Origin of the sequence: Lysobacter sp. Root76 (assembly GCF_001428685.1) — a bacterium.
In the GTDB taxonomy this organism is placed as follows: domain Bacteria; phylum Pseudomonadota; class Gammaproteobacteria; order Xanthomonadales; family Xanthomonadaceae; genus Lysobacter.
The window spans coordinates 141,203-159,594 of the sequence record NZ_LMIK01000004.1; the positions used below are offsets into that span (position 1 = coordinate 141,203).

Sequence of the window (18,392 nt, forward strand, 5' to 3'; positions counted from 1 at the left end):
ACATCGGCGGCGCCCAGCCGCAACTTGCCGGAAGCGGATCGGCCGCCAGTCCGCGGCAACATCGGCCATCGCGCCGGCAACGTTCCGCCAGCGCCTCAAAATTTAGAGCCGCCACTCAAACAACTGCTTAAATTGTAACAACTTCGCCGATTTGGCTGCGAACTTCTGGACATGGCACCGGCCTTCACGCACACTGCCGCCCTTTGAAGGCCACCGTCCCGGTTCCGATGGCGAAGCTCCTGGTCCTGCACGGCCCCAACCTCAACCTGCTCGGCACACGCGAGCCGGAGGTCTACGGCCGCGCCACGCTGGCGCAGATCGACGCCGACCTGCGCGGCCGCGCCGAGGCCGCCGGGCACACGTTCGACAGCCTGCAGTCCAACGCCGAGCACGTCCTGGTCGAGCGCATCCAGGCCGCGCGCGAGGACGGCACCGCCCTGATCCTGATCAACCCGGCCGCGTTCACCCACACCAGCGTGGCGATCCGCGACGCCCTGGCCGCGGTGGCGATCCCCTTCATCGAGATCCACCTGTCCAACCCGCACCGCCGCGAAGACTTCCGCCGCACCAGCTACTTCAGCGACCTGGCGCTGGGCGTGATCTGCGGCTTCGGCGCCGACAGCTACCGCTACGCGCTGGATGCCGCGCTGCAGCGGCTCGATCCCCAATCCTGAAACCACCGCCCCGCGACCCGGGGCACTACCTGAGGCCCGTCCATGGACCTGCGCAAAATCAAGAAACTCATCGACCTGCTCGAGGAATCCAACCTCGCCGAGATCGAGATCAAGGAGGGCGAGGAGTCGGTGCGCCTGGCGCGCACGCCCAAGGGCGGCTACGCCGTGGCCGCACCGATGATGCAGGCCGCGCCGATGGCCGAGCGCCCGCAGCAGGCGATGCCGATGCACTCGCCGACCGAAGCCGCCACCGGCGGCAGCGCCAAGCCCAACGACCTGCCCGACGGCCACGTCGTGCGCGCGCCGATGGTCGGCACCTTCTACACCTCGCCCTCGCCGGACAAACCCGCCTTCGTCAGCGTCGGCCAGTCGGTCAAGGCCGGCGACACCCTGGGCATCATCGAGGCGATGAAGATGTTCAACCCGATCGAAGCCGACGTGTCCGGCACCGTGCTCAAGGTGATGGCCGAGAGCGGCCAGCCGATCGAGTTCGATCAGCCGCTGTTCGTGATCGGCTGAGGCGCCCCATGCTGGATAAGGTCGTCATCGCCAATCGCGGCGAAATCGCATTGCGGATCCTGCGCGCCTGCCACGCGCTGGGCATCCGCACGGTCGCGGTGCATTCCACCGTCGACCGCAACCTCAAGCACGTCGCCATGGCCGACGAGTCGGTCTGCATCGGCCCGGCGCCGTCGACCGAGAGCTACCTCAACATGGCCTCGATCATCGCCGCGGCCGAAGTCACCGACGCCCAGGCGATCCATCCCGGCTACGGCTTCCTCAGCGAGAACGCCGACTTCGCCGAGCGCGTCGAGCAGTCCGGCTTCATCTTCATCGGGCCCAAGGCCGACACCATCCGCCTGATGGGCGACAAGGTCGAGGCGATCCGCGCGATGAAGGAGGCCGGCGTGCCCTGCGTGCCCGGCAGCGGCGGCCCGCTCGGCGACGACAACGCCGCCAACATCAAGATCGCCCGCGAGATCGGCTACCCGATCATCGTCAAGGCCGCCGGCGGCGGCGGCGGTCGCGGCATGCGCGTGGTCCACACCGAGGCGCACCTCAACGCCGCGATCCAGACCACCAAGTCCGAGGCCAAGGCCGCGTTCGGCAACGACATGGTCTACATGGAGAAGTTCCTCGAGAACCCGCGCCATGTCGAGATCCAGGTCCTCGCCGACGGCCAGGGCAATGCGATCCACCTGGGCGAGCGCGACTGCTCGATGCAGCGCCGCCACCAGAAGGTAGTCGAGGAAGCGCCGGCGCCGGGCATCAGCCTCGAACAGCGCGCCGAGATCGGCAAGGTCTGCGTCGAGGCCTGCATCCGCATCGGCTACCGCGGCGCGGGCACGTTCGAATTCCTGTACGAGAACGGCCGCTTCTACTTCATCGAGATGAACACCCGCATCCAGGTTGAGCATCCGGTCACCGAACTGGTCACCGGCATCGACCTGGTGCGCGAGCAGCTGATGATCGCCGCCGGCCACAAGCTGTCGATCCAGCAGAGCGACGTGGTCCTGTCCGGCCACGCGATCGAATGCCGCATCAACGCCGAGGACCCGGACAGCTTCCTGCCCAGCCCCGGCCTGATCCAGCACTTCCATGCCCCGGGCGGCCCGGGCGTGCGCGTGGACAGCCACATCTACGAGGGTTACCGCGTCCCGGCCAACTACGACTCGATGATCGGCAAGCTGATCGTGCACGGCCCCGACCGCGAGACCGCGATCGCGCGCATGCGCGTGGCCCTGAGCGAGATGGTCGTGGACGGCATCAAGACCAATATTCCGCTGCAGCAGCGGATCCTGTCCGACGCCGGCTTCCAGCAAGGTGGGATGAACATCCACTACCTGGAAAAGCGGCTCAAGGAACAGAAGGAAAAGTCGATCTCGATCGTCTGATCGCGGCGGCGGAAAACCATGAGGGCGGCGTCGGGCGACCGGCGCCGCCTTTTTCGTGGGCGCGCGAGGCGCGCGGCGCCGGCGGGGCGCCGCCTGATCGGTCCGGCGTCGCGCCCGTCGCAGGGTGTGCCCCCGGCATCAAGTTTTTGCGTACTCTTTGCGCGCCCAGCCGCACGGCCCCCGCCCGTATCCGGCGGCGATCCCCAACCCAATCAGGTAATCCCCCGTATGAAACACGGAATTTTCGTACTGACCGCCGCTGCGATCCTGTCGCTGAGCGCCTGCAAGAAAGCCGAACAGGCCGCCCCCGCGGCCGAGCCCGAGGCAGCAGCGGCCACCAGCGCCGCCGCCACGCCCGCCCCCGAAGCGGCGCCCGCTCCTGCCGCCGCCCCGGCCGAGCCCAGCGCCGAAGATGAGGAGCGCGCCAAGGCCCAGGCCAAGCTCGACTTCGCGACCATGGAAGACGGCTACCTCAACGACCCCAAGGGCCAATGGGCGACCGCGGCCAAGGCCAGCTCGTCCTACGGCTCGGCCGACGGCAAGGACTCGACCGTGAAGGAGTCCTACACCCCCTACCAGGCCATCGGCCCGGCCAACGACGAATCCTGGAGCAACAAGAACCAGAGCGTCGGCTTCGACTGGATCGAGCTGAGCTACGACAAGCCGGTCAGCGCCAGCGAAGTGCGTGTCGCGCTGGAAGGCGGCAACGGCGCCAAGGGCATCACCAAGATCGAACTGATCGACACCGCCGGCCAGGCGCATACGGTCTGGAGCGGCCTGAGCGACAGCAAGCGCGACGAGCGCGGCGGCCGCACCTGGATCGTGCGCAAGTTCGAGCCGACGGCCTACCAGGCCAAGAGCGTCAAAGTGACCTTCGCCAACAACGTCGAGAACGGCTACAGCTACGTCGACGCGGTACAGCTGGTCGGCGGCTGACAGGTGCGGCGCGCGCCCGTTCCCGAGTGCGGGAGCGGGCGAGATCGCGGCACAGGCTGCGTTGCGCCGGAGGCGAAGCGCACCATCGCGTCACATCGGATGCCCGCGCCGGTGCGGGTGTCGCCGCAGGCTACGGCTGCCGGCGAAACCGGGCGACACCCAGGGCAGAGGGGTGCGTCGCGGCGCTCGTAGCGAATCCTTCGATCCCTACGCGCTCAATCCAGGTTGCGCTGTACCGACACGTCGACCTCGACGCCGTCCAGATCCGGCGTGGGCAGCCTCGTGCCGATCGGCAGGCGCGACTGCTGCGTGCCCGGGATCGGTTGCGCGCCGGTGCTGGACGCCGGGCTCACGATCATCACGTACTCGCTGGAGCCGTCGGGCCAGACCACCTTGAAGGTGCTGCCGGGCGGCAACGACGAGAACGGTGCGCCGCTCTGCGCCCGGTACATCGCCGCGACCTGGGCCGAGCTGGCGCGCCGGCTCTGTTCGGGCGAGTGCACCGTGGTCACCGCGACCTGCGACAGCTCGCTGTAGTCGTCGGCGAGCACGTCGATCACGACCCCGGCCGCGCCCACCGAATAAGCGGCGAACAGCAGGATCCAGAAACCGAGTTTGGCCTTGTTTACAAAGCGCTTGTCTTTCATTTGGTTGTCCTCGCTCCGCCGACAAGACCGTCGACCAGGTCGTTCATCACTTCCGTTCCCTGACGCGGCACCGCCGCATCGAAAACGAAACCGCTGAAGTCCTGGCTCGGGTCCTGCGAGCAGATGCCTCCGTTGGCGCAATACGTCGTCATCAGCACGCTGTCGGGGCTGCAATCCAGCCCCAATCTGCAAGCGGCCAGCTGCCAGGCCAGTTCCGAGAACTGGGTACCGGCGACCGGTCCGTAAAAGTTGCGGCGACCGCTGGAAGCGATGCCCATCTTCGGCGAGATCGCGAAGAAGGCTTCCGGGTCCAGCGAATTGCGTACCCGATCGACCAGATCGCGCACGTAGTCCTCGTCGTCGTTCAGCGGCTCGTCCATTCCCAGCAGCGCCGCTTCCGCGGGCAGGCTGCCGGCCTTGGCCGCGCGCACGCGGTTGGCCAGGATGGTCGCGTACGACAGATCGTCGTCGGGGGTGAAACGCGCGCAGCGCTGGCCGACGCGGTTGCGCGCCGCGACCATCGCGGCCGAGGTGCGCAGGTTCATGCCGGCGATCGCCTGGGTGTCGCGGCCGTAGTCGGCGGGCGATGCGGCGTAGCCCGAGCAGTAGTCGAGCACGCGACTGTACATCCAGGTTTCCGCGGGCTGGCCGGCACGCACCGCCGGGCCCAGCTCCTGGGCGTAGCCGTACAGGTCGTCGCTGTGTTCGAAACGCTCGCGCAGCCGCGCCGCGGGCGACAAGGCGCGGCTGAGCGCGGGTGCGCCGCCGCGGGCGTCGGCCACGCCGACGGTCGCGCTCGCGACCGCGCCGGTGCCGGCCGCAGCCGGAACCGCGATCGGCTTGGACGCGTCCTGGGTCTCGACCGGGCTGCGGCGCGCGTACAGCACGCCACCGGCGAGCAGGGCCAAGGCGGCGACCAGCAACACCGGACGGCCCGACGCGAACACGCCGGCCCGAGCCGCGGGCGGCGCCTGCTTGTCGAGTTCGGATGTCAGCAAGTCGGACATTCGGTCCTGGTCTGGGCCGGGTGCAGAAGAGTGGGCCGGACCCGCCCGCCGCGTAAGCGCACGCGGAGCCGGGGCCACACTGATGGCACAAATAGTAAAGCAAGCCGCCAGCCGCCGCCGAAACGCCCGGCCAATGGCCGCGCGGGCCGTACCGGCGGGGGTCCAGGCCAGAATCCCCGCCGAGGGTGGGATAATGCCGGCCCGTAATCCGCCGCGACCGCGATGCCCTTCCTCGAACTGACCCTGCGTTGCCGCGAATCCGAGCAGCCCCGCTACGAGACCGCGCTGGACGACGTCGGCGCGCTGGCCGTGACCATGCTCGACGCCGACGCCGATACCGACGACGAGCACGCCATCCTCGAGCCCGGCGTCGGCGAAACCCCGTTGTGGGAGGAGATCGTGCTCAGCGCCCTGTTCCCGCACGACACCGACGCGTTGGTGCTGCTGGCCGCGCTGGAGTCCTTCGACGCCGGCCTGGACTGGAGCCAGGCGCGTTTCCGCGCGGTCGAGGACCAGGACTGGGAACGCGCCTGGATGGACCAGTACGTGCCGCTGCATTTCGGCGCGCGGACCTGGATCGTGCCCTGGAACCACGACCTGCCCGAAGGCGCCGACGCGGCCGACGCCGCGGTGATCCGGCTGGACCCGGGCCTGGCCTTCGGCTCGGGCACCCACCCGACCACCGCGCTGTGCCTGCAGTGGCTGGACGGCCTGGCCGCCGACGGCGCCCTGGACGGCGCGCGCGTGCTCGATTTCGGCTGCGGCTCGGGCATCCTCGCCCTGGCGGCGCTCAAGCTCGGCGCCGCCCACGCGGTCGGCGTCGACAACGACCCGCAGGCCCTGCTCGCCAGCGCCGACAATGCCGAACGCAACGGCGTCGCCGCGCGCCTGTACGTGCATCTGCCGCAGGACGAACCGCCCGCAACCTACCCGGTCGTGGTCGCCAACATTCTGGCTTCTGCCCTGATCGCGCTGGCCGATACCCTGGCCGCACGCGTCGCGCCGGGCGGCCGCATCGCGCTGTCGGGCATCCTCCACGGCCAGGAAGAAGACGTGCTGGCGCGCTACGCCGACGCCTTCGAAGACCTGCGTGCCGATCGCCTCGAAGACTGGATGCGCGTCACGGGCACGCGTCGCCGTTGAGCCCGGGGGGCGGACAGCGGCGAAGCCGGCGTGCTTGAATACGCCGATGTTCGTCGCCTGCCCTCATTGCGGATTCCTGGTCGCGCTGATCCTGCCGCCGGCCGGCACCGGCGCGCGCGTAGCGCCGCAACGCTGCCCGCGTTGCGAGCGGCCGTTGCAAGCCGATGCCGCGGCCGATACGGCCGATGCCACCACCGAGCCCGACGTCGTCCAGTCCGAGCGGGACGAAGCCGAGCGACTCAACGCGGACGCCGACAGCCCTGCCGAACTCGCCGCTGACGATGCCGGCGAGGTAGCGGCCGTGGTCGAAGCCACCGCCGAAGCCGACACCGGCGCCGAGCCGATGGCCGACGCGACCGCCGCCGTGCCGTCGCTGGAGGAATCGATCGCCGCGTCCTCCCTGCCCAATGCACGCACGCGGCCGGCCCGCCCCGCGCGCGCCGGCCGCGCCAAGCGCGACGCGCCCAGTTTCGTACGCGGCACCGCCGCCGCGCCCGCACCCCGTCGCGACTGGCGCGCATTCGCCGCCATCGGCGCACTGCTGCTCGCCTTGGCGCTGCAGTTGGTTCTGGCCCAACGCCAGGAACTCGCCGCCGACGCGCGCTGGCGACCGCTGGTCGGCGCGCTGTGCGGCGTGCTGCGCTGCAGCCTGCCGCCCTGGCACGAGCCCGCCGCCTACACCATGCTCGGCCGCAACGTACGGCCCAGCCCCGGCGCGACCGGTGTACTGCGCGTCAACGCCAGCTTCCGCAACGACGCACGCTGGCCGCAACGCTGGCCGACGCTGCTGCTGACCTTGTCCGACGTCGACGGTCGGGAAGTCGGGCAGCGCGCGTTCGCCCCGTCCGACTACCGGCGCGACCACAAGCCCACCGACGAACTCGCTCCCGGGCAGAGCGCTTCGGTGCAACTGGACGTGGTCGAACCGGCGCCCCACATCGTCGCATTCACCTTCGATTTCCAATAAAACTGCGACGGTCGCGTTGTCCGCCGCGACCGCTGCGCGCTAGACTCCCCCTCCCGCCCGTCCGCCGCGCCCTGCGCCAGGCACCCGCCCGGCGGAACGACACTGCACCAGGGGATACGCTTGAACGCCGCAACCGATCGCAACGAAGCTACCCGCAGCGGACCGCGCGTCCCGCTGCGCGACCACGTGGCCACCTCGATCCGGCGCTACCTGGGCGACCTCAACGGCAGCGGTACCGAGAACCTCTACGAGATCGCCCTGCGCGAACTCGAAATCCCGCTGTTCGCCGAAGTCCTGCAGCACTGCGACGGCAACCAGAGCCGCGCCGCCTCCATGCTCGGCATCCACCGCGCCACCCTGCGCAAGAAGCTGCGCGAGTACGGGCTGGAGTAATTGCGCCGTCGCGCAGCGCGTTTTGCGCGCTGGGACGCTTGTTTTTCGCTGTTTTCTGCCAATTCGGCCGCATCGTGCCGTGCGCCAGCACCTGTTGTCGCCTGCCGAACACTCGCATCGGCACCGATCGGTATCCGGATAGCGTCTCCGACGAGCGGAACAGAAACCGTCGAAAATCGTCGGCAATCGCTCACCACCACCAACGGCCCTGACGCGACCATTCGCCGGCGCAGCGCGCTGCTGCCGTTGCCGTTGCCGTTGCCGTTGCCGTTGCCGTTGCCGTTGCCGTTGCCGTTGCCGTTGCCGTTGCCGCGGCATTGAAATCCATAGCACCGCACTCAAGCGAACAACCGTAGATCCGAAGGACGGCGCGCAGGACGCGCGCCGTTTTTCGAGGAACAGGATGTTCCTTCGAAAAATCCCCGCGCCAGCTCCGACCTCGCACGGGAGGGTTGTCAAGGCAAGCCCTTCTCTTTGGTTACTTTCTCTTGGGCTAGCAAGAGAAAGTGACCCGCATGCGCAGCAGGCGGAAGCTTTTGCTTAAGAACGAAACCAACGCAACAACTGGAATTCGAAATCGCGGCTTACGCCGCTCCCACAGAAAGCAGACTCGGAGCGAAACCCCGCCAGCAGACGGAGTTCGTGGTCGCGGCTCACGCCGCTCCTACCCCAAGGCGAGTGACAAGAGAAAGTGACCCGCGCGCGCAGCGGGCGGAAGCTGTTGCTTAAGAACGAAACCAACGAAGTAACTGGGATTCGCGATCGCGGCTCACGCCGCTCCCACAGAAGGCAGAGGCGGGCCTAAAAAACGGAACCCACCCAGACGCGCCGCGCGCAAGTCGCCTACACCCACCAGTACCGGATCAAGTGAAAGAACACCGGCGCCGCAAAACACACCGAATCCAGACGATCCAGCATGCCCCCATGCCCCTCGATCATCTGCCCCCAGTCCTTGATCCCGCGATCGCGCTTGATCGCCGACATCACCAGGCCGCCGTAGAACCCCATCAGATTGATGACCAGGGCCAGCGCCGCCGCCTGCAACGGCGAGAACGGCGTGATCCACCACAGCGCCGCACCCAGCGCGGTCGCCGACGCGACTCCGCCGACGAAGCCTTCCAGGGTCTTGGACGGCGATAGCTTGGGCGCGATCAGGCGCCGCCCGCACAGCTTGCCCCACACGTACTGCAGCACGTCCGAGGACTGCACCACGATCACCAGGAACGCGATCAGCAGCAGGTTGCGCCCCTCGTAGCCGGGGATATCCAGATTCAGCAAGGCCGGCACGTGCGAGATGCAGAACACGCAGATCATCAAGCCCCACTGCACCTTGGCTGCGCGCTCCAGATAGCGCGTGGTGTCGCCGCCCATCGTCGACACGATCGGTAGCAGCAGGAAGGCGTAGACCGGGATCAGCAGCGTGTACAGCCCGTACCAGTCGGTGTAGACCAGCCAGTACTGCAGCGGCAGCACCACGTAGAACGCCAGCGCCAGCGCGTAGTAATCGCTGCGCCGGGTCGGAGTCAGGGTGATGAACTCGCGCAGCGCGAACAGCGACACCAGCGCGAACAGCACGATCACGCCGACGCGCCCGAGCAGGAAGGCCGCTCCCACCACCGCCGCCATCACCCACCAGGCGCGGATGCGCGCGGTCAGGTTGGCGATCACCGGGCTGGGTCGGCCGCGCGTGCGCCAGCGCAGGAATTCGGATATCGCCGTGGCCAGCAACAGCACCGCGGCCACGCCCAGGAACAACAGCACAGGATGCGGCAACGCCTTGATCCGCTCGATCCACACCGTCATGCCGCGCCTCCCGTTGCCGCCGCGGCCTGTTCCTCGGACAGGGCCAGCAGCGCATCGCGCGCGCGGTCCAGGAAGGCCTGCTTGCCTTCGTCGCTATGCAACCGCAACGGCTCGCCGAAGGTCGCCGTGCACAGTAGCGGCAAGGGCAGTAGCTTGCCCTTGGGCATCACCCGCGCCAGGTTGTCGATCCACACCGGTACGAACTCCAGCTCCGGCCGCAGCCGGGCGAGGTGGTAGAGGCCGCTCTTGAACGGCAACAGCCCCTCACCCTGATTGCGCGTGCCCTCGGGGAACAGGATCAGCGAGGCGCCGCCGTCGACGGCATCGCACAGCGTCTGCAGCGCCTCGTGCTTGCGCCGGTCGGGATCGCAGTGCGGGGCCGGGTTCGGATCGGTCGGGTTCGGATCGTTCGGACCGGCATCGTTCTGGCCCGCGGCGGGCTGCGCGGCATCGCGCTCGATCAACACGCCGTTGAATACCTCGCGGATCAGATAACGGCGCAAGGCATCGCGCTGCCAGTAGTCCGCGCCCGCGACCGGCCGGGTTTCCCCGCGCAGCGCCGGCGGCAATGCCGACCAGATCATCACGAAGTCGCCGTGGCTGACATGGTTGCCGTAATAGACGCGGCGGTCGCCCATGGGTGGGCAGCGCCACAAGGCGCGCGCGCCGGTCAGGGCGCGGATGGCGAAACTGAAACCGTCGGCGATCAAACCGCTGAGCATGGGCAACGACTCCGGACCGGATCGGCAGCGACGCGGTCGTAACAGGGGTAATGCGAGTTCATCGCGACTCGGCCGTCGAACGCCGCCGGCTCGTCGTCGGCATCCAGCGGCAGCGGCGCCAGCCACCATGCCGTCGCCAGCAACAGCGCCTGCGCGACCAGGCAGATCGCCTGTCGCCGCAGCAGCTTGCGCGCGCCGCGCCAGCGCGCGGACCAGTCGCGGCCGGCGCGCTCGGCCGCCAGCAGGCCCAAGCGCTGCAGACTCGCATCCAGGCTGGCGGCAGCCTGCGCCGGATCGCGCTCGCACGCCGCGGCCAGCAGCAGGCCGGCGTCGAAATCCACCCGCGCCGCGTAATAGATCTGCAGCAAGCCGGCGATCACGCTCATGGCCAGGCCGTAGGCGGTCCAGCCTTCCAGCACGCCGAAGCCGAAGCCGGCGAATAGCAGCCACACGCCGGTCAGGGCCAGCAGCCCCAGCGACAGCGCATTCAAGCGCCGGCCCTGGCGCAGCAGCAGACCCATCGTGTGCAGGTCGAAGGACGAGGTCATGTCGCGGGCGCTCCTGCCGGCAATGGTGTCGCGGCCGGCCCGGCGACGGCGCGCTCCAGCGCGCGCCGATGCGCATCGCCGAGTACGACCGCCGGCCGCGCGGCGCGCACCCGTTCGACTGCGGCCTCGACGGTATCGGCCCGGCCGCTGAGCAGCAACCAGGCCGCGACCGCCGCCGCGCTGCGCGAATAGCCCAAGGCGCAGCACACCAGCACGCGGCCCCGAGCACGCGCGGCCTCGATCGCCTGCGCCGCTTCGCGCAATGCCTGCGGTTCCGGCGCGACCAGGTCCAACATCGGCCGTACCGCCGCCAACGGCAGCGTCGACGGCGCCGACAGTTCGGCGCAGACATCGACCGCGGCGTCGAACCCAGCGGTTTCGCTACGGCCGGGCATGCGCCCCAACCAGACCCCGTCGGCGACTTCGACCGGCTGCGGCGCGCGCCGCGTCCACAGCCGCGAATTGATCCACGCGCCCCACAAGTAAGGCGCGTACAGCCAACGCGCGGCCGGACTGAGGCGACCGTCGGCGCGCTTCTGGAAACCGTCCGCACCCAGCACGGCATAGTTCAGCGCCACCAGCAGCAGCGACAGCGCCGGCCATAGCAGCCACCAGCCAGCGCCGCGCACCATGTAGGCGAGCGCGGCGCAGGCGGCCGCGCCAAGCAGATACAGCGACGTCAGCCGCCAACGCTTCGGATCGCGCGTCCAGGCCGCCGCGCGCAAGGGCGAACGCGCATGCTCCGGCCATAGCCACACGCACAGCCAGCCCGCGAGCAGGCCGGTCGGCAGATCGATGAAGTGGTGCTGATACGTGGTCAGCACCGACACCCCGATCAGGCCGAACCACAGGTGCAACAACCAGCGCCAGGCACCGCCCAGGTGCTGCGCAAACCGCACCCACAGCACGATCAGCAGCACGATGTGCAACGACGGCGCCTGGTTGAACGGCTTGTCGAAGCCCAGCAGCACGTCGAACATCCAGCCGAACGCGCCGTCGGTCTGCGGCCGCACGAAGGTGAACGTGAGCGGGAACGCCAGGAAGCAGGCGATCGCGATCAACTGCGCGGTCAGCAGGCGCAGAGCCTGATTGTCCAGCTCACGGCGGTCGCAGCAGACGAACAGCGAGATCCCGTAGAACAGGTCGATCGACCAGTACGGCACGATGGTCCAGGCCCAGAACGGAATCGCCCGCTCCCAACCGAACACGATGCTGGGCACGCCGACGCGCTGTGCCGCGACCGCGTTCGCATAGCCGTAGCTGAGGAAGAAGAACGGCCCCAGCAGCGCCAGCCACAACAGCGCGCGCGCCCACGGCCGCCGGCCGCCGACCTCGCTCATTCGGCGACCCGCTGGGCCAGCGACACGCTGAAGATGCCCCAGCGGTCGATGCGTTGATCGAGCTTGCGGAAGCCGGCCGCGCGCACCAGCTCGTCCATCTCCGCCTGCGAGCGCCGCCGCATCACCCAGGCCTCGCCGCCGCGGTGGCTGGTCAGGGCACGGGCGATGAATTCCAGCTGCGGATGCCAGGGCTGGCCGGTGTAGACCAGATAGCCGCCCGGCGCGACCGCATCGCCGAGGCCGGCCAACGAACGCCGCACCAGGGCGTTGTCCGGGAACAACTCGTACAGGCCGGACACGATCGCCAGGGTCGGACGCGGCCTCAGCCCCGCCAGCGCGGCGCGGTCGAAGGCGTCGCCCTGCTCGAACTCGGCGACGCCGCCGGCGCCGAGTTCGGCGATCAGCGCGCGCCCCTGGCGCACGTTGAGATCGCTGTAATCGCGCAGGCGGATCGAATCGGCGCCGCCGGCCAGCGCTTCCAGTACGTAGCGGCCGTGACCGGCCGCGATGTCGACCACGTCCACCGGCGCACCGGCCGCGCGCAGCCGCCGCATCGCCTCGCCCAGCAGTTCGTGCAGATGGGTGCGGCGCACGCGGATGCCGCGCCAACCGATCGCGTCGAGGTAGTTGCGGTCGACCATGCGCCCCAGCGGCCCGGCGCCGAGCGCCTTGTCGCGGTACACGTAGTCCAGGCTGCTGCCGGAATCGAAACCGGTTTCGAGCCCGGTGCGGATGCCCTCCGACAGCGAACCGCCGAAGCGCAGTCCCGCGCGCACGAAACGCCAGCGCAGGTCCTGCAGCGAATTCCGTTCCGGCGGCCAGGCCAGGCGCTCGGCTTCCTCGAAGCTGTGGCCGTGGCGATGCGCGTCCAGCAGCGAAGCCTGCTGCAACGGCTCTTCGAAACGCGCGCGCAGGAAACCGCGGATCTTGCTCAGCGCCTGGGCGCGGTCCTTTTCGCCCAGGGTGTCGTGGTAGAAGCCGGGCAGGAAGTGGCGCTCCTTGATCGTCGAACCCAGCCCCTCATAGAAGCGGTCCTGCGGTGCGCGATGGACGACGAAATCCGAACCCGATACCAGCAACTGGGTCGGCACCCGGATCGCCTGGGCGTCGGCGACGATGCGGTCGGCGGTCTCGTACAGGCCCAGCAGCACGCGCACCGAGATCGGCCGCGCGATCAGCGGGTCGCTGCGGTAGCTGGCGATGCGTTCGGGATCGTGCGTCAGCCACTGCGGCTGCACATAGCTGTTGACGAAGAAGTTGCCGCGCAGCTTCTGCATCAGGCCCAAGCCCGCGCGTGCGAACGGCACGTACAGCTTGACCTTGAACGCCGGCGAGGCCAGCACCAGCGCGCGCAGCTGCGGCGCGTAGTCGTGCGCCCAAGTCGCGGCCACCACCGCGCCCACGCTCTGCGCGATCAGCGCGGTGTCCTCCACCGCGATGCCGTGGGCCTCGCCGATATGGGCGACGAAGCGGTCCAGGTCGCGCACCAGCGCCTCGAAGCCCGGCGCATCGCCGCGCGCGCCCGGCGAGCGGCCGTTGCCGCGCGCGTCCCAGGCGAAGAAATCGCAATCGTCCAGGCCCAGCTCGTCGACCAGGTGCGTGACCCGGCCGGAATGCTCGTGACCGCGATGCAGCAGCACCACCGCGCGCCGTGGGCCCTCGCCGCGCGCCGGCCAATGACGGTAGAACAGCTGGGTACCGTCGAAACTGGCGTAGTGGCGTTCCTGGTGTTCCCTCATTCGCGACTCCCTGGATTTGCGGCGTTCGCGGTCGCCGAACCGTGGGCCACGCCGGCGGACACCCGCCGCAGCACCGTCCATATGCACAACAGTCCGGCCAGGATCGCGACCAGTTCGGTCGCGCGGGCCCCGGCCCAGCCCAAGGCCAGCGCCAGGCCGAGCGCGCCGACCACGAAGGCGCGGTCGCTCTTGCCCATCGGCCCGTCGTAGCGGCGCGGTGCGCCGACGCTGGGGCCGAGCACGCCGGCGAATTCGGTCAGCGCCGCCAGCCCCGCGAACAGCAGCAGGGTCCAGGGCGCGACCCCGGGCACCGCCAGCAGCGCCAGGTACAGGGCGCTGTCGGAAACCACGTCGCACAATTCGTTGAGGTAGGCGCCCAGCCGCGATTGCTGGCCGTGTTCGCGCGCCAGCATGCCGTCGATCGCGTTCAAGGCCATGCGCAGGAACATCCACAGCGGCAGCGCCGCGAATACCCAGGGCTGTGCGCCGCCGCGCAGCGCGACCCAGGCCGCGACCGCCAGCGAACCCAGCCCCGCGACCAGGGTGATCTGGTTGGCGGTGACCCCCGCCGCGAACAGCCCGCGCACCAGCGGCCGCAGCAGCGCCTGGAAACGTCCCTTCAACGCATAGATCGATGCCATTCCCTGAGCGTTCCCCTCGCCCACTCGGGCGGTCGCGGACCAGCTTAGCGGTTGCGGACGCAGATGGCGGCGGATCGATGCATCGACAGATCGGGTAGCGCAATGCTGACCGGCGGGACTAACGGCGCGCTCCTTTGGCCGCGACCGGGAGGCGTCAGTCGCCGGGCCAGCCGGGTTTCCGAGGCCGGAAAGCCGGGCCGTACGGGTCTGAACGGCCGGGCCGTCGGCGTCGCGCGGCTATAATTCCCGCGCCCTTCCGCTGCCCTCCTCCCCGAATGACCTCCGATCGCTCGACCGGCACGCCGGTTCACATCCGCCGCGCCCTGCTGTCCGTGTCCGACAAGACCGGCCTTATCGAACTCGCCCAGGCCCTGTCCGCGCACGGCGTCGAACTGCTGTCCACCGGCGGCACCGCCAAGGCGATCCGCGACGCCGGCCTGCCGGTGCGCGACGTCTCCGAGGTCACCGGCTTCCCGGAAATGATGGACGGCCGGGTCAAGACCCTGCACCCGATCGTGCACGGCGGCCTGCTCGGCCGCGCCGGCATCGACGACGCGGTGATGGCGCAGCACGGCATCGGCGCGATCGACCTGCTGGTGCTGAACCTGTATCCGTTCGAGCAGGTCTCGGCCCGCGCCGACAGCTCGTTCGAGGACATCGTCGAGAACATCGACATCGGCGGCCCGGCGATGCTGCGCTCGGCGGCCAAGAACTTCGCCCGCGTCGCGGTCGCCACCGATCCGGCCCAGTACGCCGGCCTGGTCGAGGAACTCGCCGGCAACGGCGGCGCGCTGTCGGCGCAGACCCGCTTCGCCCTGTCGGTGGCCGCGTTCAACCGCGTCGCCCAGTACGACGCCTGCATCGCCAACTACCTGTCCTCGCTGGACGCCGACGGCGCCCGCAGCCAGCAGTTCCCAGCCCAGCAGCACAGCAACTTCGTCAAGGTCATGGATCTGCGCTACGGCGAGAACCCGCATCAGCAGGGCGCGTTCTACCGCGACCTGTACCCGGTGCCGGGCACCCTGGCCACCTTCAGCCAGCTGCAGGGCAAGGAACTGAGCTACAACAACCTCGCCGACGCCGACGCGGCCTGGGAATGCGTGCGCCAGTTCGAGCGCCCGGCCTGCGTGATCGTCAAGCACGCCAACCCCTGCGGCGTGGCCGAGGGCGTGGCCTGCGGCGACGCCTACGAACTGGCCTACGCCACCGACCCGACCTCGGCCTTCGGCGGCATCATCGCCTTCAACACCCGCCTCGACGCGGCCACCGCCAAGGCCATCCTCGACCGCCAGTTCGTCGAGGTGCTGATCGCGCCGGACTACGACGAGGCCGCGCTGGCCTACTGCGCCAAGAAGGCCAACGTGCGCGTGCTGCGCATCCCGCACGGCGACGGCAGGAACAACTTCGACGTCAAGCGCGTCGGCTCGGGCCTGCTGATGCAGACCAGCGACATCCGCGAAGTCGGCCGCGACGAGCTCAAGGTGGTGACCCGGCGCGCCCCCGACCAGGCCGAACTCGCCGACCTGCTGTTCGCCTGGCGCGTGGCCAAGTACGTCAAGTCCAACGCCATCGTCTACGCCAGGGATCACCGCAGCATCGGCATCGGCGCCGGCCAGATGAGCCGCGTGGTCTCGGCCAAGATCGCCGCGCTCAAGGCCGAGGAAGCCGGCCTGGTGGTGCCCGGTTCGGTGATGGCCTCCGACGCCTTCTTCCCGTTCCGCGACGGCATCGACGCCGCCGCCGCGGCCGGTGTGCGCGCGGTGATCCAGCCGGGCGGCTCGATGCGCGACGGCGAGGTGATCGCCGCCGCCGACGAACACGGCCTGGCGATGGTGTTCACCGGCGTGCGCCACTTCCGCCATTGAGCATGGACGTCGGCGCAGTGCATATCCGCGACGAGTGCGCCGACGACATCGGCGCGATCCGCTGCGTCGTCGTCGATGCGTTTGCCGATCATCCGCACAGCCGGCAGACCGAACACCGCATCGTCGACGCGCTGCGCGCAGCCGGCGTGCTGAGCCTGTCGCTGGTGGCCGAAAGCGACGGCGCCGTGCTCGGCCACGTCGCATTCTCGCCGGTCAGCATCGGCGACGGCAGCCCGGGCTGGTACGGCCTGGGTCCGGTCGCGGTGACGCCGGCGCAGCAGCGCCGCGGCATCGGCCGGGCCCTGATCGAAGCCGGGCTGGCGCGCCTGCGCGGCCTCGGCGCCGCCGGCTGCGTGGTCGTGGGCGATCCGGGCTACTACGGCCGTTTCGGTTTCGTCGCCAGCGCGGACCTGCGCTATCCGGGGCTGCCGCCGGAATACTTCATGGCCCTGTCCCTGACCGCAGCGCCGGCGCGGGGCGATGTGGCCTATCACGCCGCGTTCGACGTAGCCTGAGCACGGCCGCAACCGCCACCGTCATCGCCGGCCCCGGCCGGCTCGCGTAAAATTCGCGCTCGCAGCGCTCGGCCGCACCTCTCAGCACCCGTCAGGAGTTCGCATGAAAGTCCTCGTTATCGGTTCCGGCGGACGCGAGCATGCGCTGGCCTGGAAGCTGGCCCAGTCCCCGCGGGTGAGCGAAGTGCTGGTCGCCCCGGGCAATGCCGGCACCGCGACCGAGGAAGGCTGCCGCAACGTCGCGGTTTCCGCCACCGACATCGACGGCCTGCTGGCCCTGGTCGCGGCCGAGGGCGTGGCGGTAACCGTGGTCGGTCCCGAAGCGCCGCTGGTCGCGGGCGTGGTCGACCGCTTCCGCGCCGCCGGCCTGCGCATCTTCGGACCGACCGCCGCCGCGGCCCAGCTCGAAGGCAGCAAGGCCTACGCCAAGGATTTCCTGGCCCGCCACCAGATTCCGACCGCGCACTACGCCGTGCACACCCACGTCGAGGAAGCGCTCGAATACGTGCGCGACAAGGGCGCCCCCATCGTCATCAAGGCCGACGGCCTGGCCGCCGGCAAGGGCGTGATCGTCGCCATGAGCCTGGCCGAGGCCGAGGCCGCGATCACCGACATGCTCGCCGACTACGCCTTCGGCGCAGCCGGCGCGCGCGTGGTGATCGAGGAATTCCTCGACGGCGAGGAAGCCAGCTTCATTTCCATGGTCGACGGCCGCACCGCGTTGCCGATGGCGACCTCGCAGGACCACAAGCGCGTCTTTGATGGCGACACCGGCCCCAACACCGGCGGCATGGGCGCCTACTCGCCGGCACCGGTGGTCACGCCTGAAGTCCACGCGCGGGTGATGCGCGAGGTGGTCGAACCGACCGTGCGCGGCATGATCGCCGACGGCATCCCCTTCACCGGTTTCCTCTACGCCGGGCTGATGATCGACAAGGCCGGCGCGCCCAAGGTGATCGAGTTCAACGTACGCTTCGGCGACCCCGAAACCCAGCCGGTGATGCTGCGCCTGCAGTCCGACCTGCTCGACCTGGTCGAAGCCGCGATCGATGCGCGCCTGCACGAAACCCAGGCCCAATGGGACCCGCGCCCCTCGCTGGGCGTGGTGATGGCCGCCGAGCGCTACCCCGAGACGCCGCGCACCGGCGACCCGATCAGCACCTGGGACGTGCCGATGCCCGAGGACAGCAAGGTCTTCCACGCCGGCACCAAGCTGGTCGACGGCCAGGTCGTCACCGCCGGCGGCCGCGTGCTGTGCGTATGCGCCCTGGGCGACAGCGTCGCCGACGCCCAGCACCGCGCCTATGAAGCCGTCGCCGGCATCTCCTGGCACGGCGAGTTCCACCGCCACGATATCGGCTGGCGCGCGATCGAACGCGAGCGCGCCGCCGTGCAGCCGTAACCCGGCGCGTCTAACGAAAACGGCCGGAAGCCACCCGCTCCCGGCCGTTTTTCTTCGTCAGTTTCGCAGCGGCGCACCCGCTCTCTGTAGGAGCGGCGTAAGCCGCGACCGCGCCACCACAACCGTCGGCGCAAGCCACGTGCAGACACCGCGAC

The 18,392-nt window shown here is 69.6% G+C and carries 18 protein-coding genes; 10 read left to right on the forward strand and 8 right to left on the reverse strand.

Annotated elements, in window-relative coordinates; translation table 11 throughout:
* Positions 1–227: 227 nt before the first annotated feature.
* The 4 genes from aroQ to ASE10_RS05690 all read left to right on the forward strand — a co-directional run bounded on the left by aroQ (position 228) and on the right by ASE10_RS05690 (position 3,505).
* Positions 228–674 (forward strand): type II 3-dehydroquinate dehydratase, encoded by a 447-nt coding sequence (aroQ, locus tag ASE10_RS05675; RefSeq protein ID WP_055904204.1) that lies wholly within the window; start codon positions 228–230, stop codon positions 672–674.
* 42 nt (positions 675–716) lie between these two features.
* A complete protein-coding gene (accB, locus tag ASE10_RS05680) occupies positions 717–1,193 on the forward strand; it encodes an acetyl-CoA carboxylase biotin carboxyl carrier protein (RefSeq protein WP_055904206.1) in 477 nt (158 codons plus the stop codon).
* A gap of 8 nt (positions 1,194–1,201) precedes the next feature.
* Positions 1,202–2,569, forward strand: a complete 1,368-nt coding sequence (gene accC / locus ASE10_RS05685) for an acetyl-CoA carboxylase biotin carboxylase subunit (RefSeq protein ID WP_055904209.1) — start codon at positions 1,202–1,204, stop codon at positions 2,567–2,569.
* A gap of 228 nt (positions 2,570–2,797) precedes the next feature.
* Complete coding sequence (locus tag ASE10_RS05690; protein ID WP_055904212.1) at positions 2,798–3,505, forward strand: hypothetical protein; 708 nt, start codon at positions 2,798–2,800, stop codon at positions 3,503–3,505.
* 215 nt (positions 3,506–3,720) lie between these two features.
* Here the strand turns inward: ASE10_RS05690 and ASE10_RS05695 are convergent, their stop codons facing one another.
* Positions 3,721–4,152: a hypothetical protein gene (locus ASE10_RS05695; RefSeq protein ID WP_235565841.1), complete on the reverse strand. Its 432-nt coding sequence runs from the start codon at positions 4,150–4,152 to the stop codon at positions 3,721–3,723.
* A complete protein-coding gene (locus ASE10_RS05700) occupies positions 4,149–5,159 on the reverse strand; it encodes a hypothetical protein (RefSeq protein WP_235565842.1) in 1,011 nt (336 codons plus the stop codon). Before ASE10_RS05700 ends, ASE10_RS05695 begins: the two co-directional genes overlap by 4 nt.
* 222 nt (positions 5,160–5,381) lie before the next feature.
* Between ASE10_RS05700 and prmA the strand changes: the two genes are divergently transcribed.
* The 3 genes from prmA (at position 5,382) to fis (ending at position 7,662) form a co-directional block, all read left to right on the forward strand.
* A complete protein-coding gene (gene prmA / locus ASE10_RS05705; RefSeq protein WP_056305921.1) occupies positions 5,382–6,302 on the forward strand; it encodes a 50S ribosomal protein L11 methyltransferase in 921 nt (306 codons plus the stop codon).
* 46 nt (positions 6,303–6,348) lie between these two features.
* Positions 6,349–7,269 carry a DUF3426 domain-containing protein gene (locus tag ASE10_RS05710; protein ID WP_055904218.1) on the forward strand — a complete coding sequence of 307 codons (921 nt, stop codon included), beginning with the start codon at positions 6,349–6,351 and terminating at the stop codon, positions 7,267–7,269.
* Between the two features lie 120 nt (positions 7,270–7,389).
* Positions 7,390–7,662 (forward strand): DNA-binding transcriptional regulator Fis, encoded by a 273-nt coding sequence (gene fis, locus ASE10_RS05715; RefSeq protein ID WP_055904222.1) that lies wholly within the window; start codon positions 7,390–7,392, stop codon positions 7,660–7,662.
* Between the two features lie 843 nt (positions 7,663–8,505).
* On the opposite strand, the gene ASE10_RS05720 is transcribed toward fis, so the two are convergent.
* Genes ASE10_RS05720 through ASE10_RS05745 form a run of 6 tightly spaced genes read right to left on the reverse strand, consistent with a single transcriptional unit; the run spans position 8,506 to position 14,455 of the window.
* On the reverse strand, positions 8,506–9,465 hold the full coding sequence (locus ASE10_RS05720; RefSeq protein WP_055904225.1) for a phosphatidate cytidylyltransferase: 960 nt from the start codon (positions 9,463–9,465) through the stop codon (positions 8,506–8,508).
* A complete protein-coding gene (locus ASE10_RS05725; RefSeq protein WP_055904228.1) occupies positions 9,462–10,187 on the reverse strand; it encodes a lysophospholipid acyltransferase family protein in 726 nt (241 codons plus the stop codon). Before ASE10_RS05725 ends, ASE10_RS05720 begins: the two co-directional genes overlap by 4 nt.
* The gene (locus ASE10_RS05730; protein WP_055904231.1) at positions 10,172–10,735 is read right to left on the reverse strand and encodes a hypothetical protein; all 564 of its coding nucleotides are present in this window, start codon (positions 10,733–10,735) and stop codon (positions 10,172–10,174) included. The genes ASE10_RS05725 and ASE10_RS05730 overlap by 16 nt, the downstream gene beginning before the upstream one ends.
* Entirely contained in the window at positions 10,732–12,075 is a 1,344-nt protein-coding gene (locus tag ASE10_RS05735; RefSeq protein ID WP_055904234.1) for a phosphatase PAP2/dual specificity phosphatase family protein, read from the reverse strand. The genes ASE10_RS05730 and ASE10_RS05735 overlap by 4 nt, the downstream gene beginning before the upstream one ends.
* Complete coding sequence (locus tag ASE10_RS05740) at positions 12,072–13,814, reverse strand: bifunctional alpha/beta hydrolase/class I SAM-dependent methyltransferase (RefSeq protein WP_055904236.1); 1,743 nt, start codon at positions 13,812–13,814, stop codon at positions 12,072–12,074. Before ASE10_RS05740 ends, ASE10_RS05735 begins: the two co-directional genes overlap by 4 nt.
* Positions 13,811–14,455 carry a CDP-alcohol phosphatidyltransferase family protein gene (locus ASE10_RS05745; protein WP_055904239.1) on the reverse strand — a complete coding sequence of 215 codons (645 nt, stop codon included), beginning with the start codon at positions 14,453–14,455 and terminating at the stop codon, positions 13,811–13,813. Before ASE10_RS05745 ends, ASE10_RS05740 begins: the two co-directional genes overlap by 4 nt.
* A gap of 275 nt (positions 14,456–14,730) precedes the next feature.
* Here ASE10_RS05745 and purH point away from each other — a divergent pair, with 275 nt between their 5' ends.
* From purH to purD, 3 genes are all read left to right on the forward strand, one after another.
* Positions 14,731–16,320 carry a bifunctional phosphoribosylaminoimidazolecarboxamide formyltransferase/IMP cyclohydrolase gene (gene purH / locus ASE10_RS05750; protein ID WP_055904242.1) on the forward strand — a complete coding sequence of 530 codons (1,590 nt, stop codon included), beginning with the start codon at positions 14,731–14,733 and terminating at the stop codon, positions 16,318–16,320.
* Between the two features lie 2 nt (positions 16,321–16,322).
* Entirely contained in the window at positions 16,323–16,835 is a 513-nt protein-coding gene (locus tag ASE10_RS05755) for an N-acetyltransferase (protein WP_055904245.1), read from the forward strand.
* A 103-nt stretch (positions 16,836–16,938) separates the two neighbouring features.
* The gene (gene purD, locus ASE10_RS05760) at positions 16,939–18,237 is read left to right on the forward strand and encodes a phosphoribosylamine--glycine ligase (protein ID WP_055904248.1); all 1,299 of its coding nucleotides are present in this window, start codon (positions 16,939–16,941) and stop codon (positions 18,235–18,237) included.
* Positions 18,238–18,392 lie beyond the last annotated feature (155 nt).